The organism is Nonlabens sp. Ci31 (genome assembly GCF_012974865.1).
Taxonomy (GTDB): domain Bacteria; phylum Bacteroidota; class Bacteroidia; order Flavobacteriales; family Flavobacteriaceae; genus Nonlabens.
The window spans coordinates 2,615,549-2,633,340 of record NZ_CP043633.1; the positions used below are offsets into that span (position 1 = coordinate 2,615,549).

At 36.2% G+C, this 17,792-nt stretch carries 12 protein-coding genes and 2 tRNA genes; 8 read left to right on the forward strand and 6 right to left on the reverse strand.

Annotation, left to right across the window (positions count from 1 at the left end):
* Positions 1 to 59: 59 nt before the first annotated feature.
* Positions 60 to 992: an isoaspartyl peptidase/L-asparaginase family protein gene (locus F0365_RS11550; RefSeq protein ID WP_169933826.1), complete on the forward strand. Its 933-nt coding sequence runs from the start codon at positions 60 to 62 to the stop codon at positions 990 to 992.
* A 110-nt stretch (positions 993 to 1,102) separates the two neighbouring features.
* Positions 1,103 to 1,888, forward strand: coding sequence for an alpha/beta fold hydrolase (locus F0365_RS11555; RefSeq protein ID WP_169933827.1), 786 nt, complete (start codon positions 1,103 to 1,105; stop codon positions 1,886 to 1,888).
* 204 nt (positions 1,889 to 2,092) lie between these two features.
* On the opposite strand, the gene F0365_RS11560 is transcribed toward F0365_RS11555, so the two are convergent.
* Together F0365_RS11560 and F0365_RS11565 are read right to left on the reverse strand one after the other, a co-directional pair.
* A complete protein-coding gene (locus tag F0365_RS11560; protein ID WP_169933110.1) occupies positions 2,093 to 2,995 on the reverse strand; it encodes an IS1595 family transposase in 903 nt (300 codons plus the stop codon).
* A gap of 148 nt (positions 2,996 to 3,143) precedes the next feature.
* Positions 3,144 to 4,028 carry a cyanophycinase gene (locus F0365_RS11565; protein WP_169933828.1) on the reverse strand — a complete coding sequence of 295 codons (885 nt, stop codon included), beginning with the start codon at positions 4,026 to 4,028 and terminating at the stop codon, positions 3,144 to 3,146.
* Between the two features lie 299 nt (positions 4,029 to 4,327).
* Here F0365_RS11565 and hutH point away from each other — a divergent pair, with 299 nt between their 5' ends.
* Positions 4,328 to 5,830, forward strand: coding sequence for a histidine ammonia-lyase (hutH, locus tag F0365_RS11570; RefSeq protein WP_169933829.1), 1,503 nt, complete (start codon positions 4,328 to 4,330; stop codon positions 5,828 to 5,830).
* On the opposite strand, the gene F0365_RS11575 is transcribed toward hutH, so the two are convergent.
* Together F0365_RS11575 and F0365_RS11580 are read right to left on the reverse strand one after the other, a co-directional pair.
* Positions 5,827 to 6,255: a hypothetical protein gene (locus F0365_RS11575; protein WP_169933830.1), complete on the reverse strand. Its 429-nt coding sequence runs from the start codon at positions 6,253 to 6,255 to the stop codon at positions 5,827 to 5,829. The two genes, hutH and F0365_RS11575, sit on opposite strands and share 4 nt — an antisense overlap.
* A 270-nt stretch (positions 6,256 to 6,525) precedes the next feature.
* Entirely contained in the window at positions 6,526 to 9,087 is a 2,562-nt protein-coding gene (locus F0365_RS11580) for an ATP-dependent Clp protease ATP-binding subunit (protein WP_169933831.1), read from the reverse strand.
* Between the two features lie 268 nt (positions 9,088 to 9,355).
* Here F0365_RS11580 and gyrA point away from each other — a divergent pair, with 268 nt between their 5' ends.
* Positions 9,356 to 11,878 (forward strand): DNA gyrase subunit A, encoded by a 2,523-nt coding sequence (gene gyrA / locus F0365_RS11585; protein WP_169933832.1) that lies wholly within the window; start codon positions 9,356 to 9,358, stop codon positions 11,876 to 11,878.
* Between the two features lie 14 nt (positions 11,879 to 11,892).
* Positions 11,893 to 13,080: a tetratricopeptide repeat protein gene (locus tag F0365_RS11590; RefSeq protein WP_169933833.1), complete on the forward strand. Its 1,188-nt coding sequence runs from the start codon at positions 11,893 to 11,895 to the stop codon at positions 13,078 to 13,080.
* Between the two features lie 109 nt (positions 13,081 to 13,189).
* Here the strand turns inward: F0365_RS11590 and F0365_RS11595 are convergent, their stop codons facing one another.
* On the reverse strand, positions 13,190 to 13,939 hold the full coding sequence (locus F0365_RS11595; RefSeq protein WP_169933834.1) for a C40 family peptidase: 750 nt from the start codon (positions 13,937 to 13,939) through the stop codon (positions 13,190 to 13,192).
* Positions 13,940 to 13,948: 9 nt separating this feature from the next.
* Positions 13,949 to 15,121: an acetyl-CoA C-acyltransferase gene (locus F0365_RS11600; protein WP_169933835.1), complete on the reverse strand. Its 1,173-nt coding sequence runs from the start codon at positions 15,119 to 15,121 to the stop codon at positions 13,949 to 13,951.
* Between the two features lie 135 nt (positions 15,122 to 15,256).
* Between F0365_RS11600 and F0365_RS11605 the strand changes: the two genes are divergently transcribed.
* The 3 genes from F0365_RS11605 to F0365_RS11615 all read left to right on the forward strand — a co-directional run bounded on the left by F0365_RS11605 (position 15,257) and on the right by F0365_RS11615 (position 17,628).
* On the forward strand, positions 15,257 to 17,293 hold the full coding sequence (locus F0365_RS11605) for an HD family phosphohydrolase (RefSeq protein WP_169933836.1): 2,037 nt from the start codon (positions 15,257 to 15,259) through the stop codon (positions 17,291 to 17,293).
* A gap of 95 nt (positions 17,294 to 17,388) precedes the next feature.
* Positions 17,389 to 17,472, forward strand: a tRNA-Ser gene (locus tag F0365_RS11610).
* An 81-nt stretch (positions 17,473 to 17,553) separates the two neighbouring features.
* Positions 17,554 to 17,628: transfer RNA gene (locus F0365_RS11615), tRNA-Pro, on the forward strand.
* Positions 17,629 to 17,792: the final 164 nt, after the last annotated feature.

The window sequence follows — 17,792 nt, forward strand, 5'->3', positions numbered from 1 at the left end:
AAACTCATGTTCGGTTAAACAAATGAACAGGTACAGTCTAAAAAAAATAAAAACAAGGAATGAACAACACATTTTCTATTGCCATACACGGTGGTGCTGGCACATTAGTAAAAGGAATGATGACTCCAGATTTAGAGTCAAGATATAAGAATGATTTAAAGACTGCAATGCTTGCTGGATATGCTGTTTTGGAAGCAGGTAACACAGCAGTAGAAGCAGTAGAAGCAGCAATAATTGTTTTGGAAAACTCGTCATTATTTAATGCGGGAAAAGGAGCTGTATTTACAGCAAATGGAACCCATGAAATGGATGCCAGTATTATGGATGGTAAATCTTTAAACGCTGGTGCGGTTTCTTTAATTACTGGAATCAAGAATCCGGTAAGTCTTGCTAGAGATGTTATGGAAAAAAGTGAACATGTCTTTTTAGCTGGTGAAGGAGCTCATGAATTTGCTAAGGAATTGAATTACAATTTTAAAGATGCGGCCTATTTTCATGACGAATTTAGATACCAACAATGGATTGAAATCAAAGACACTGATAGTTTTCAGTTGGATCATTCTACAAAAAAAGACTCCAAATTTGGCACTGTAGGGGCCGTTGCTTGTGATAAACATGGCAATATAGCCGCTGCTACATCTACTGGAGGAATGACTAATAAAAAATGGGGTCGAGTAGGAGACAGTCCTATGATCGGTTCTGGTAATTACGCTAATAATAAAACCTGTGCGATTAGTTGCACAGGGAGCGGGGAGTTTTTTATACGTGGCGTTGTTGCTTACGATGTTGCCTGTCTTATGGAACACAAAGGAATGTCTGTAGATGAAGCAGCTCAAGAAGTAATTCATAAACGCATTCTAGAAATAGGTGGCGACGGTGGGTTAATCGCAGTGGACTCAAAAGGAAATATCTCCATGCCTTTTAATACAGAAGGAATGTATCGGGCTCATAAATCTTCCACTGGTGAGGAAGGTATTTCTATTTATAAGTAGAAGTTGCGACTAATAACCCCTGTATTTGTATTGGAGACCTTTGAAAAGGAAGTTTTATTAAGGTAAATTTAAATGGTAAATGGGATACGAGTATATTTGCAACAGACCCTATGCTACACCATTATACATATTTAAACGAAAACACCACCAAGTGGGTGAGTTTTGTGCATGGCGCTGGTGGAAGCAGTTCCATTTGGTTTCGTCAAATACGAGCTTTTAAAAAAGAGTTCAATGTTTTGGTATTAGACCTTAGAGGTCATGGAAACAGTAAGCCTGTATTAAAAGATACCTTTAAGGAGGACTATACTTTTGACGTTATTACAGATGATATTATTGAAGTATTGGAACACTTGGATATAAAGAAATCCCATTTTATTGGAATTTCTTTGGGGACCATTTTGATCCGTAATTTGGCTGAAAAAAGACAAGATCTAGTGGAGAGCATGGTAATGGGTGGCGCTATTTTGAAATTAAATGTTCGTTCTCAGGTTTTAATGCGAGTTGGTAACATTTTTAAGTCTGTTGTCCCTTATATGATCCTTTACAAACTCTTTGCATTCATCATTATGCCAAAGAAAAACCACAAGGAATCTAGAATGCTTTTTGCAAACGAGGCTAAAAAACTATACCGAAAAGAGTTTATCAGGTGGTTTAAATTAACGGCAGAAATTAATCCGCTGTTGCGTTTATTTAGAGCTAACGACATTCAAATTCCTACCTTATATGTTATGGGAGCACAAGACCATTTGTTCTTGCCTTCTATTAAGAGGGTGGTAAAAGAACACGTGCAGTCTTCTTTGTATGTAGTAGAAAACTGCGGCCATGTTGTCAACGTGGAGCAACCTGAAAATTTCAATATAAAGACTATTGATTTTTTGAAAGCGATACCTTCTTAAAATACTTAAAAAAGAAATTAATTTTTAAAGTTCTTACCTGTTTGTTTATAAGTGAGTAGCTATGATCAATAGCTTATTTATTGATTACTAGCTAAATCTAATGTTCTTCAATATTTTTGATGTTTGCATTAGGGATTGTAGTGGCATCCTTTTTATAGGTGAGTGTCTTGAATAACTAAATATTTTATAAATAAAAAGATTGAGTTACACACTTAGCATCTGTTTTATATCTTTATGATAAATTGGTTTAGCTATTACCATTCTTTCTATTGTTTTATGGAATATGCTCTGTTTGGATTGAGATCGATTAATTCTAAAACAGAATTCGTCAAAGTAGCTTTGCACATGCCATTTACTAACATGTGTAGGTATTGCTCTCAACCAAGATTTTAACTGCATAATTACAACATGTAGTTCTTTAAAATTACTTCCGTTATTACTTAGTTTCTGCTCTATATCATAATTCTTTTTAAGTGGAGCATAACCTCTCCATTTATCGGTAACTATTTTTGCAGAGGGATCTATATGTTCTTCAAATATTGGAGTTAGTGATTTAGCTGAGTAATCATCTATAGACTTCACATAAACTCTTTTGATTTTATGTTCGGCGCTCAGTTCTACCGCTATCACTGCTTTTTTCTTTTTTGAATCGTAACTTCTACCTTGCTTGCCTTGTTCTTTTCCCCCTACGGTAAATTCATCTACATGAACTATTTCGGTTAGAGGATATTTTTGACTGCTTTTCATTGACTTTCTAACTTTCTGCATGAAATACCAAGCGGTACCTTGACGGATATCAAATCGCTTTCCCATTTGAACACTGGAAACACTCTTGGTACTAGTACTCATTTCAAACACAACGCAGAATGCCTTTTGCAAACCAAATTTAACCTTATGAAACAAGGTGTTTGCAGTGGCGCTTTCAACGTGATTGCAACTGTAACAGTGATATCTATAACCAGATTTTTCACAGCCCTTAGTGTGACCACATTTTGTACATGTAAAACCATCCTGCCATTTTATTTTTGCTAAATATGCTTTACAAGCATCATCATCTGGCAGTTCTTTCACAAAACTCAGTATATTTTGACCTTTAAATACTTCCATAACCCGTGTTATTAATGATAACAAGATACGGAAACTATATGACTAACTCAATAAAAAGATATAACGGAAAGACCGACCTTATTGCACGCTAGTGTGATAAGTGAATGCCATGGGAAATCATATAATTGTTATTTAAACAGATTTTCTATTAAATAAAAGGAGCTTCTATAGGAAGAACGGTTACTCTTCTATTTTTAATATCGTATTGATCACTGTTGGATAACACGTGAATGGTCATATTTGCTATAGTCATAGGCGTCCCTTCTTCGAGAAGTTTTTCGTTGTTGTGAGATAGTGAACTTCCGTCAAAAACAATCACCATCCCAGAACCTATAACGGTACAATGTGTGCCCTGTTTAATAATCACTCCTGTGTCCTCAGCAAGGCCTATTCCTAATAGATGTGGAAACTTTGCAATAGCTTCAGACTGACGTCCAAAACGACCTCTTTTTATAAAATGGGTATCTATGATTAGTTCAGGTATCAGGCTCAAGCCTTTACGCATTCTAACAGCACCTTTTATAAAAGACTCTGTTGCACTGCCACCTGAAATCATTTCATTAGACATAGCCATAGCGCCAGCGCTGGTGCCAGCGATTACAAAACCAGTTTCATTTTTATAACGATCTATTAATATATCGTGAATAGTGGTACCGCCTATCTTTTGTGTAATTTTAGACTGATTACCCCCAGAAAACATAATACAGTTGGCCTTTTTTATGATGTCTATGGAAGACTGCTTTTCAGAATCTTCTTTTGACCTAATATCTAGCACTGTAACATTTTTACAACCTAAGGTATCAAATGCTTCTAAATAATTAGCGCCAACTTCAACCGGTATACTTGATGCGGTAGGGATCACTACAATATTTGCATCAGTACCACCGGATTCCTGCACTACATGAAAGAGAATCCCATCTTCTACAAATTCTAACGTGTACTGTTCACTGTCTTCTATTCCTTTATCTTCATTTCCACCTATTGGTATAAGTGTTCCTTTAGGAAATAGGATATTATCTTTATTCTCATTCATTATGCAAAAATAATTTTTTTAAGTTGGAAACGCAGCTGTAACTCATAAGATTTAAATAGAAATAATGAGCAATTTCTTGCTGCTCTTTATTAATTCGTATCTTATTGAAACCAACAATGGAGTTTATAGGAACTCTGTAATTCTATTGACGGATGAACTCCAATCGATTTTTTTTAGAGATTTAATATAATTTAGGTCTAAAATATTGAATATCCTTAATTATTAAGGCATAAGAAGAACAATTGCTATGATAGAGTTGATCTTTTTGTTTAATATTACACCGTCTAAACAGCCTAAAAATGACACATGAAATTTCTTCCAAAAGATTAAGTCTAAAAGATTTAAATCACATTTCTCAAAATGTTACTGAACTTCAACTATCAGAAAGCGCGCTAGATGCAATTCAAGCATGTAGGGATTATTTAGACAAGAATTTTGGAAGTGTCAATAGCAAGCCTACTTATGGCATTAATACTGGTTTTGGCTCGTTATGTCATACTCAAATAGATAGCGTTCACTTGACTCAGTTACAACATAATTTAGTCATGTCTCATGCTTGCGGGACGGGTGAGGAAGTGCCCGAACAAATTGTGAAATGGATGTTATTTCTTAAGATTCAAAGTTTGTGTTACGGACATAGTGGCGTGAGTGTGGAAGTGGTGCTTCGTTTAATAGATTTTTACAATCAAGGTGTTTATCCGATCATTTATGAGCAAGGGTCTTTGGGAGCTTCAGGAGATCTTGCGCCGCTGGCACATCTGGCATTGCCATTAATAGGTTTAGGAGAAGTAACCTATCAAGGAAATAGATATACGGGTGAAGAAATTAATAAGATAAAGGGTTGGAAATCCTTACAATTACAATCCAAGGAAGGACTGGCCTTAATTAATGGAACTCAGTTCATGCTTGCTTACGGGGTATTGCTTTCTCTGGAATCTAGAAAGTTATGGTACTGGTCTCATATTACTGCTGCCTTATCTATAGACGGTTTTTCTTGTAACATGTCTCCATTTGATGAGCGTATTCATTTGATAAGGCCTCATAAAGGACAGTTGACAAGTGCCTCGATCATCAGAGAACTATTAGAAGATAGTGAGATAGCGGCAAATGAAAAACAAAATGTACAAGATCCGTATAGTTTTAGATGCACACCTCAAGTTCATGGTGCTACAAAGGATGCGATTGATTATATCGTCAAAACCGTTTTGACAGAATGTAATTCTGTTACAGATAATCCAAACGTTTTTCCAGAATCAGATACTATCATTTCTGGTGGTAATTTTCACGGACAGCCGCTCGCACTAGGTTTAGACTTTCTCTCCATAGCTATGAGTGAGATAGGTAGCATTAGTGAACGTAGAATATTTCAATTGATGAGTGGAACACGCGATTTACCGCCGTTTTTATGTAAAAACGCAGGCCTTAATAGTGGCATGATGATCCTACAATATACAGCGGCAAGTATAGTTAGCCAGAATAAGCATTTAGCAAATCCATCTTCAACAGACAGTATTGTGAGTTCTAATGGTCAAGAGGATCATGTAAGTATGGGCGCAAATGCAGCTACAAAATCATTTAAGATTATTGATAATATAAAGACAGTGCTGGCTATAGAGCTATTGACCAGTTCACAAGCTCTGGAGTTTCATACTAAAGAGACCTCTAGTTTCTTGAAGTCCATAATATCTGTAGTGCGCAGTGTTGTAGAACCTTATGAAAACGATCGTGTTATGTATAAAGACATACAACTTGCTAAAGAAATAATGGAGTTTACCGAGTTAGATATGGATATAATGAATTAGTTCATTCTATGGTTGGGTACGGATCCATTAAAACAATCAAGTAGTTCCTTATGAGTCCAAAGAAGTGCTTCTTCTTTGTTAGGGAAGGATTTTAATTTACCAGGCTTAAAAAATTTACTTTCCAAAGGGACAGAGCTCATGCCTTGCGCCTTAGTTTCTACGATGCTTATACAACAAAGATCATTATGCTTCGTATTGTGTAAATGTACCATAGGGTCAATACTATAGCTGTTTTCACGGATGCTGATATATCCTAATTTATAATTTTCACCGTAGTAAGAAATAACGGCATCAGCCAACATATTATTTAATTCTAAATTAAAATGAATTCCTTCTTTTATTCTACCTATAATTACATCAGTGTACAATTCAAAATCTCCAAAATCTAGGTCTAATGTCTTAATATGCTTCGTTTTACTATCCATGTCGTAAAGGTACTCTTAAAGAACTATGCATACATAGTATAATCAAGCTAATAACATAAAATCGATTAAAGCTGAATTTTACCGTTTATGTAATATTTAAAAGATGTGTTTAAGCACACTTATAAGTACTTTTAAAGAATACATCGTTTGAGTCAACTTTTATATATTACTGTCAGTTTATATATAAACTGACTAATGATTAAATAAAAAAACGCATCTTAAAAAGTGATTTTTAAGATGCGTTGGTATTTACAACTGTAGTCTATAAGATTATTCTGCCGACTGTTCTGTGTCTGGTTTTACAATCTTTACGACTAGCTTGTCATTTTCTTTGTCAAATTCCATGAATATGGTATCACCTTCTTGCAGTTGACTATTGACAATCTCTTCTGCAAGAGTATCTTCAATATACTTTTGAATGGCACGTTTAAGAGGTCTAGCTCCATATTCTTTATCAAAGCCTTTGTCTACTATGTAGTTTTTTGCTTCATCACTTAGCGTTAATTCGTATCCTAAATCTTTAATACGAGAAAAGAGCTTTGCAAGTTCGATATCAATGATTTTGTAAATGTCTTCTCTTTCAAGCGCATTAAAAACAATGACATCATCAATTCTGTTTAAGAATTCTGGAGCAAATGTTTTCTTTAAAGCTGCTTGTATAACGCTACTAGCATTATCACCTTCAGCCAATTTACGTGCTGCGGTACCGAATCCAACACCAGAACCAAAATCTTTCAATTTGCGAGCCCCTACGTTAGAAGTCATGATAATAATGGTGTTTCTAAAATCAATTTTTCTTCCTAAGCTGTCTGTTAAGAAACCATCATCTAGAACTTGAAGTAGCATATTGAAAACATCTGGATGTGCTTTTTCTATTTCATCTAGTAAGATCACTGCATAAGGCTTGCGTCGCACTTTTTCAGTAAGCTGGCCACCTTCTTCGTAACCTACATAACCTGGAGGTGCTCCTATTAATCTAGAAATAGCAAATTTCTCCATATACTCACTCATATCAATACGAATGAGCGAATTTTCAGAATCAAAAAGCTCGCTAGCAAGAACCTTTGCCAGTTGTGTTTTACCAACTCCAGTCTGTCCTAAGAAAATAAAAGAACCAATAGGCTTGTTAGGATCTTTCAATCCAGCTCTATTACGTTGTATTGCTTTAACGACTTGTTTTACTGCTTTTTCTTGCCCTATAACAAGATCTCCTATTGATTCATTGAGGTTACTCAGTTTTTTCATTTCCTTAGTAGCGATACGATTCACAGGTATACCTGTCATCATACTAACAACTTCGGCCACGTTATCTTCTGTAACAGTGTCTTTATGGAGCTTAGAAGCATCTTCCCATGCTTGTTGCGCTTCAGAAAGTTGCAATTCTAGTTTTTTCTCATCATCGCGCAGTTTTGCAGCTTGTTCATACTTCTGCTTTTTAACGACGTTATTCTTCTCTTCCTTAACTTCTTCCAGTTGCTTTTCTATTTCAACGATTTGATCAGGAACTTCTATGTTGGTAATGTGAATACGAGATCCAGCCTCATCCAAAGCATCTATAGCTTTATCTGGTAAAAAACGATCTGTCATATAACGGTTGGTAAGTTTCACACAAGCATTAATAGCTTCTGGAGTATACTCTACATTATGATGTTCTTCATATTTACCTTTGATGTTGTTCAATATAATAATTGTTTCTTCTACTGAAGTAGGTTCCACCATTACCTTTTGAAAACGTCTTTCTAACGCACCATCTTTTTCAATACTATTTCTGTATTCGTCTAGTGTTGTTGCCCCGATGCATTGAATCTCTCCACGGGCTAGTGCAGGTTTAAACATGTTAGCTGCATCTAGGGAGCCAGCGGCTCCACCAGCACCTACTATGGTGTGAATTTCATCTATAAAAAGAATAATATCTTCATTCTTCTCTAGTTCATTCATTACCGCTTTCATGCGCTCTTCAAACTGACCTCTGTATTTAGTTCCAGCGACTAGGCTAGCTAAATCAAGTGTTATTACCCTTTTGTTAAAAAGAATACGAGATACTTTTTTCTGAATAATCCTTAAAGCAAGACCTTCAGCTATAGCACTTTTACCAACACCAGGCTCTCCTATTAATAAAGGGTTGTTTTTCTTTCGACGACTCAAAATTTGAGATACACGTTGTATTTCTTCTGTACGACCTACAACTGGATCTAATTTGTCATCTTCGGCCATTTTAGTTAAATCACGACCAAAATTGTCAAGAACAGGAGTTTTAGACTTTTTGTTAACCTTTTTATCTGCGCTAGGAGAGAAGAGGTTTTCTTTACCGCCGTCTTGCATGTCATCTCCAGCATCATCATCACTAAAAGATTGTGCACTCACATCTTCTACATAGCCATCTTCTTGGGAAAGGATCAATTTAAATTCGTCCTTTACATTATCATAATCTACTTTAAGCTTGTTTAAAAGCTTTGTCGTAGGGTCATTTTCATTACGTAGAATACATAATAAAAGGTGTGCTGTATTTATAGAAGTACTTTGAAAAAGTTTTGCTTCTAGAAAAGTGGTTTTGAGTGCACGCTCTGCCTGTCTCGTTAAATGTAAATTCTTTTTTTCATTTATCGCGCTTGAGATATTTGGGTTTGCTGGGCTGAGTATTTCAACTTTACGACGCAAACTATCCAAGTCCACCGATAAATTAGTTAAAATCTCTATCGCCTTCCCATCTCCATCACGCAGTAATCCTAACATTAAATGTTCAGTACCTATAAAATCATGACCTAATCGCAACGCCTCTTCCTTGCTATAGGCGATGACGTCCTTTACTCTTGGTGAAAAATTATCGTCCATATTGCTTCTTTCGTTTAAATGTATTGATTTTATCCTTTCAAAAAGCATTCCGTACTATAAAAAAGGGTTAATACTTTGTTAGGCTTTCGCGAAAGCCTAACAATAACAGTCATTTCCCCCAATATTTAAACTCTTAAAACTTATCCACATGAAGTGATTAAAAGTGTTAATAAAAATAGCTCATAATGAGTATCAAAGCCTTATTAATACTAGGGATTTACTTAAATTGCTAGTTGTTAAAATAACTAATTAATATAATCTGATTTACATGGCAGATGGAGAAAAATTAATCCCGATAAACATCGAGGATGAAATGAAGTCAGCATACATCGATTACTCGATGTCAGTCATAGTGTCACGTGCACTGCCAGATGTGCGAGACGGACTAAAACCGGTACATAGAAGAGTTCTTTTTGGTATGTATGAACTGGGTGTGCTTTCTAATAGAGGTTACAAGAAAAGTGCGAGAATAGTAGGAGAAGTACTTGGCAAGTATCACCCACATGGAGATACTTCTGTTTATGATGCTATGGTGCGTATGGCTCAAGAATGGTCACTGCGTTACATGATGGTAGATGGTCAAGGTAACTTCGGTAGTGTGGATGGAGATCCTCCAGCAGCAATGCGTTACACAGAGGCAAAAATGCGTAAGATATCTGAAGAGATGCTTGCAGATATTGATAAAGAAACGGTTGATACGCAGCTTAACTTTGACGATACCTTATCAGAGCCTACTGTTCTTCCTACTAAAATCCCTAATCTTCTTGTAAATGGTGCCAGTGGTATAGCTGTAGGTATGGCGACTAACATGCCACCACACAACTTAACAGAAGTGGTTGATGGTACTATAGCCTACATTGAGAATAATGATATTGAGATCGATGAACTGATCACTCATATCAAGGCTCCGGATTTTCCTACTGGTGGTATTATTTATGGTTATGATGGTGTGAAAGACGCTTTTCATACGGGCCGTGGACGTGTAAAAATACGTGGGCGTGTTAGAATTGAAGAAGTTAAAGGTCGTGAATGTATCATAGTGGACGAGTTGCCTTATCAGGTCAATAAGGCAGATATGATTAAGAAAACAGCCGATCTTATTAACGATAAAAAACTAGAAGGTATCGCCTCGATAAGAGACGAGTCTGATAGAAACGGAATGCGTATTGTTTATGTTCTTAAACGCGATGCTATTCCTAATATCGTGATTAATAAATTATACAAGCATACGTCACTTCAATCTAGTTTTAGTGTTAACAACATTGCTTTAGTGAAAGGACGTCCTCAGTTGCTCAATGTAAAAGAGATGATCCATCATTTTGTAGAGCACAGGCATGATGTAGTTGTTAGAAGAACTGTCTATGAGCTGCGTAAGGCAGAAGAACGAGCTCACATTCTGGAAGGATTGATCATTGCTAGTGATAACATCGATGAGGTTATTGCGTTGATACGATCTAGTAGTAACGGTGAAGAAGCTCGCGCAAAATTAATTGAGCGTTTTGAGCTTTCCGAAATACAAGCTCGTGCGATAGTTGAAATGCGACTGAGACAGCTTACTGGACTGGAGCAAGATAAACTACGTACAGAGTATAGTGAATTGATGGAGACCATTACTGACTTGAAAGACATTCTTGAAAAGAAAGAACGTCGCATGCAAATCATTAAGGAGGAACTTATTGAGGTTAGAGAAAAATTTGGTGATGAGCGTCGCTCTCTAATAGAGTATGCAGGTGGTGATCTCAGTATAGAAGATATGATCCCTGATGAGCAAGTAGTTATCACTATTTCTCATGCAGGTTATATTAAAAGGACAAGTCTTACAGAATACAAAACCCAAAATCGCGGTGGAGTAGGACAAAAGGCGAGTACCACAAGGGATGAAGATTTCTTAGTAGATCTCTTTGTAGGAACTAATCACCAGTACATGTTGTTCTTTACAGAAAAAGGGAAATGCTTCTGGATGCGCGTTTATGAAATTCCAGAAGGTAGTAAAACCTCTAAAGGTCGCGCTATTCAAAACCTAATCAATATTGAGCAGGATGATAATGTAAAATCAGTTATTTGTACCCAAGATATTAAGGACGAAGAGTATATCAACAGTCACTTTGTGATTATGTGTACGAAGAAAGGTGTGGTTAAGAAAACATCTCTCGAACAATACTCTAGACCTAGGTCAAACGGTATCAATGCGATCACCGTCAGAGATGGAGATACCCTTCTAGAGGCAAAACTTACTACCGGAGACAGTCATGTAATGTTAGGTCTGAAGAGTGGTAAAGCCATTCGTTTTGATGAATCTAAAACACGTCCTATGGGTAGAAATGCCAGTGGAGTTCGTGGAATAAGATTATCTAATGAAGATGATGAGGTCATAGGAATGGTGGCGGTTAACGATATGGATTCTAATATTCTTGTCGTATCAGAAAAAGGATATGGAAAACGTTCGAGTCTTGATGATTACAGAGAGACCAATCGTGGAGGAAAAGGTGTAAAAACCATTTCAGTTACGGAGAAAACGGGTGGTCTTGTAGCACTTAAGAATGTAAGCGACGAGGATGGTTTGATGATTATCAATAAATCTGGAGTTGCGATACGTATGAATGTGGCTAACCTAAGGGTAATGGGGCGCGCAACACAAGGAGTGCGTTTGATTAATTTGAAAGGAAACGATTCTATTGCTGCAGTAGCTAAAGTTGTTAAAGAGGAAGAAGAAGAAATAGCATCTGAGGACGGTACAGTTTCTGAAACTCAAGACGCTGGCACGACAGTTGTAGATGATAGTGAAGAATAATAAATATATATAGTATGAAACTTAAATTAACAATACTTTTTCTGGCTGTAGCTTCTATAGCTATGGCTCAGAAAAGAGAAATGAGAAAAATTGAGAAGGCACTAAAATCTAATGATATTTCAACGGCTATTGCATTATTCAATTCGATCGATGAAAGTACCATAGAGCCCAAGTATGAAGGAGCGTATTCTTTTTACAAAGCAGCAACTACCGTTGGTGTTTCTGGTAAAAGTAGTGCCTCTGAGAAGGAGATTTATGTGTCTTTAGACTTAATTGAAAACGCTGAAAAATTAGGCTATGATGAAAAGGAGTTATTAGCTGTAGTAGAAAGTAAAGCAAAAGATCGCTTATTTACTCTGGCAAATGAAAAGCTCAAATCTAATGATATGAAAGGGGCGTTAACTATTGTCAACTATCTTTCAAAGCTGGATCCTTCTAATATGAACATGTATTTTAATGCGGCTAATTTAGCTTACCAGGCTGGTGAGTTTGAAATGGCTAAAGAAAAGTATCAAATCTTGCTGGATAATACATATACCGGTCAAGAGACTGCTTACGTTGCTGTAAATATATCAAATCAACAAGAAGAGGATTTCCCTAGCAAAAAGCTACGTGACTTTGCTGTTACTTCAAAATCGCACACTCAACCAAAAGATATTAAAACCTCCTCACAGGTAGGTAGTATGGTAACTAACTTGGTCTGGATGTATAAAAATGATGGTGATGTAGATAAAGCAAAAACTACATTTACTAAGGCTTTAAAAGATTTTTCTAATGATGAGTCTTTAAAGTTTGCTAAGGCAGATATTTATTTGAACTTAGAAATGATTGAGGAATATAAAGCAGCGTCAAAAAGTCTTACGGAAGAAGTTAAAGACCCTAAGGTGTATGATAAACTTGCATTAGCAGCACTAAATACAAAGGATTATGACCAAGCCATAAAGTATTATGAGTTGAGCATAGGTATAGCGCCCGAAAATTTTGTTGCGCAAGCTAATTTAGGTCTTTGTTACGTGGAGAAAGGGAATTTAGAGACCACGCCTGCAAAGGATCAATTAGAACTATACAAGAAAGCAATTGCTTGTTATGAAAAAGCTCATGAAGTAGAGCCAGAAGATAAAACCGCGATTAATACATTAATTAGTTTATACGGTGTGTTTGACATGAACGATAAGGTTACAGAAATGAAGTCCAAATTGTAATGGATCAGTAATTTGATTTTATTATCCCGCTTTCGCGAAAGCAGTATAAAACAAAAGCTCTTAGATCAACATCTAAGAGCTTTTTTTATTGTCATATTTTGTTTTAAAATCAAATAACTTTTTTGATCACTCTCAGTTTATGAGTGTGTATATTCTTTTCTATATTAAATATGCCGCTTTGATCCAGCCGATCTATACGTACTTTTCCATGAGCATGAACAATATAATTATCGCTCATAATGATTCCTACATGAGTGATCTTTCCTTCCTGATTGTCAAAGAAAGCTAAATCACCTGGCTCCGACTCCTCTATAAAACTAAGAACCTCACCTTGTGTTGCTTGTTCGCTAGCATCTCTTAAGAGATCAAAACCATTTAATCGGTATATAAGTTGTGAGAAACCACTACAGTCTATTCCTAGCGGTGTTCTTCCTCCCCATAAATAAGGTGTGTTTAAAAAAAGTAACGCGTTATTTATAAGTTGAGATTTACTAAAGTTGATCTTAGCGGTATCTATTGGAAACAGGTCGTTCAAGAAAGGAGTAGAACTCACTTGAGCACCAATGGTTATGGTACTCAAGGTATGGTCTTCATGTGTAAGATGTGCTATTAAATCTTTAGAATAGTAGTGCTCTTCTTTTAGTAAGTGATGGTATTCTTCTGCTTCGATCTCTTGGAACTGCTTGTTGTCTATCCAACCTTCATAATTATCATGAGCCAGTCTAATTTTAGACCACTTTTTTCTGCTCTCTACAATTTTAAAGATTTCTCCGTAGAGTACTTGAGACACCATTTCACTGGCATCACTAGTTTCAGACCTTAAGGGAGCAATAGAAATCGGACAGATACCGTATCTCATAAAACTTAATTAAGATTGTAAGATTATCGCACTTGCGCCGCCGCCGCCGTTACATATTGCAGCTGCTCCTATGGTTCCATTTTCTTGTTTTAACACACTTAAAAGTGTGGTCACAATTCTTGCTCCACTGCATCCTAATGGATGACCTAATGATACGGCTCCTCCGTAAACGTTAACATTTTTATCTTCAAGGCCTAGAATTTTCATATTGGCAAGACCTACTACTGAAAAAGCTTCGTTAAATTCAAAGTAATCCACATCTCCCATGTGAACACCAGCTTTTTTAAGCGCTTTTGGTAATGCTTTAGAAGGAGAAGTAGTGAAATATTTAGGTTCTTGAGCGGCGTCAGCATAGCCTATAATTGTTGCCAGTGGTACTAAACCAAGCTCTTGAGCTTTTTCTTCACTCATCAATACTAAAGCTGCAGCGCCATCATTGATAGTAGAGGCATTAGCAGCAGTTACGGTGCCATCTTTTGAAAATGCTGGTCTAAGAGCAGAGATTTTTTCCATTTTAATATTGGTAAACTCCTCATCGATAGATACAATAATATCTTCTCCTCTTCTTTGTGGAACAGCAACAGGAACCACTTCATCGTTAAATTTTCCATTTTCCCAAGCAGCTGCAGAGCGGTGATAGGATTGAATGGCAAAGTTATCTTGATCTTCTCTTGTGAAATTATGATCTGTAGCACATAGATCTGCGCAAGTTCCCATGGCTTCCTGACTATAAGCATCAACGAGGCCATCTTTTTGCATTCCGTCTATTAGGGTAGTAGGACCAAACTTTTGTCCAGTTCTCATTTGAACATAATGTGGAATCATGCTCATGTTTTCCATTCCACCGGCTACAACGACGTCGTTATCACCTAGTGCGATAGATTGCGCAGCCATCATAATAGTTTTCATTCCGCTAGCACATACTTTATTTACGGTAGTAGCAGGGGTGCGATCGCTAATCCCAGCTCCTATAGCAGCTTGTCTTGCTGGTGCTTGTCCAGTGCCAGCTTGGACGACATTTCCCATCAATACCTCATCAACATGATTTGGGTCCAATGAAATTTTATCTAAGGCACCTTTAATGGCTATAGCTCCTAATCTTGTCGCTGGAACAGAAGATAATTTACCCATAAAACTTCCTATAGGCGTTCTAGCATAAGATACAATAACTACTTTCTTCATGATTCTGTTTTTCTTTGCAAAAATAATGATTTTAATAAGCAATTCATAGAGTTCCTTTAATGCATCAACCAATTGTTTTCATTAAATAATGATATTTTAAAAGTATAGTTGTTAATTTGTTTTATACAGCGCGAGATGAATAGATTATATAATTATCAAAATGTTATTTATAGAATAATTTTGTTATGCTTTTGCACAGCACTAACGGTCTATATATTCCCAAATAACAATCGTTTTAAATACGATTACAACCAAGGAGAACCTTGGGATTATGAAACTTTGTACGCCCCTTTTTCATTCCCAATCGAGAAAGGTGAAAACGCTCTTTTAAACGAGAGACAAAGTATTTCAGATAATGCGCCACGTTATTTTAAAATCGATCAGACTGTTGAAAAAAATGTACGCAACAACTGGCTTAATAATTATTCTATAAAGAGCGATGATATAATCAGTACAGAAGAACTCAAACGTGTCAATTCTGAATTAAGCAAAATATTTTCTGAAATTTATAAAGTGGGTTATTTAGAATTACCATTAGATTTAGAAGAAAACCAACCTGTTCTAATAGAGTTTAATAACGAATTACAATCGGCTACCTATAACGATCTGTATGAGCCTGAAGATTTAGGTCAACTTTTAAATGAACGGGTAGACCGCTTGAATACGAGCAGTTTTAAGAGAAGTGAATTGATAGCAGACCTTTTAGAGGTCATACAACCCAATATTACCTATGATAAGGGATTAACGGATTTAGCGATTAACGAGGAGTTAAATAAAATTCTAACCACTAGAGGAGTGGTTTCTCAAGGAGTCAGGATCATTGCTCAAGGAGAAATTGTTGAAGGAGAAAAGTTACAAGTACTCAACACCTTAAACAATACTTATAAATCTCAAACGTGGACAGATTCACAATACAATTGGAAGCTTGGTGGTTATATCATACTAGTAGGTATGGCGTACACCATGTTGATATTGTTTTTATGGAGGTACAGGAAATCAATATTTGAAAACTTCAGAAAGCTTTTCTTTATATTTTTCAATATACTAGTAGTGGTTGTTTTAACCGCAACGGTAGTTAATATTGATGTTCAGTACATCTATGTCGTCCCTGTTTGTATTTTACCTTTAATCTTAAAAGCGTTTTTTGACGCGAGATTAGGCTTATTCACTCATGTCATTGCTATTTTTATTTTAAGTTTTATTGTGCCTAATAGTGACGAGTATTTGTTCTTACAAATGATGGCAGGTATTGTAACCATTCTCTCCAATAATGAAATTTATAAGCGAGCAAACCTGTTTCTTACTGTTGCTCAAATAATAGGCATATATTTCCTTTCCTATTTTGCCTTTTATGCTATTAATCAAGGAGGTGTTACTGGTTGGGAGTGGAGTAGGTTAGGCTACTTTGTACTCTGTGGTCTGGCGATGCTTTTTGTTTGGCCGTTGATATATATCTTTGAGAAGGTATTTGGTTTAGTAAGTGACGTATCACTTTTAGAATTAAGCGATACAAATTCAAAACTTTTAAAGGCTTTATCTAATAAAGCTCCTGGTACATTTCACCATTCTTTAAACGTTGCCAATATTGCAGAAACTGTCGCAAATGAAATAGGAGCAAACGCCATGTTAGTTCGTGTTGGAGCGCTTTATCACGACGTCGGTAAAATGTCTAATCCAACTTATTTTACAGAAAATCAAGGCAGTGGTATCAATCCGCATAATGATTTAGATCCAGTAGATAGTGCGAGAATCATCATTGACCATACCCTTAACGGTATTGAGATCGCTCGTAAATACAACTTGCCAGATCGTATCATCGATTTCATTAGAACTCATCATGGAGATAGCTTGGTTTATTATTTTTATGCCCAAGCAAAGGAGGATAATCCAGAAGTTGCAAAGGATAACTTCCGTTATCCAGGCCCAAAGCCTTTTAGTCAAGAAACAGCTATACTGATGATAGCTGATAGTGTAGAAGCAGCTTCTAAAAGCATCAAGAATCCCACGTCTGTAAAAATAGATACTTTAGTGAATAAAATAATAGACGGTCAGGTAGAAAGTGGTCAATTCCTCAACGCAAATATTACCTTTAAACAGATAGAAACTATTAAAGCTGTGATTAAAAAGAAGTTAGCCAGTATCTATCATTTGCGCATAGAATACCCTGAATAATTTATTGAAAAAATCTTCATTTAAGTTTGTGGAATTATAAAGTTGGCTTACATTTGCAACCGCTTTCAGAAATGGAGCAAGTTCTTTAAAATTTAGGAGAGGTGCCAGAGTGGTAATGGAGCAGTTTGCTAAACTGTCGACGGGCAACCGTCGCCAGGGTTCGAGTCCCTGTCTCTCCGCAACTTAACCCTTTTAATATCTTAAAAAATATTAATTTTAAAGGTTAAATCATCAGTTCCCGAGCTGATATAAATAAAATTCGGGGTGTAGCGTAGCCCGGTCATCGCGCCTGCTTTGGGAGCAGGAGGTCGCAGGTTCGAATCCTGCCACCCCGACTAGAAGTTTTATTGCTTTTTATATACCGTCGTCATTTTATTATGAAGACGGTTTTTTTGTTTCAAATTCTCCGTATATTATCTAAAATGTTTTTTAATTCTTACCTCTAGATTTAAAACAGTAGTTTTTTATGTTCTACTCGTCTATTTTTTTACGATTTAGA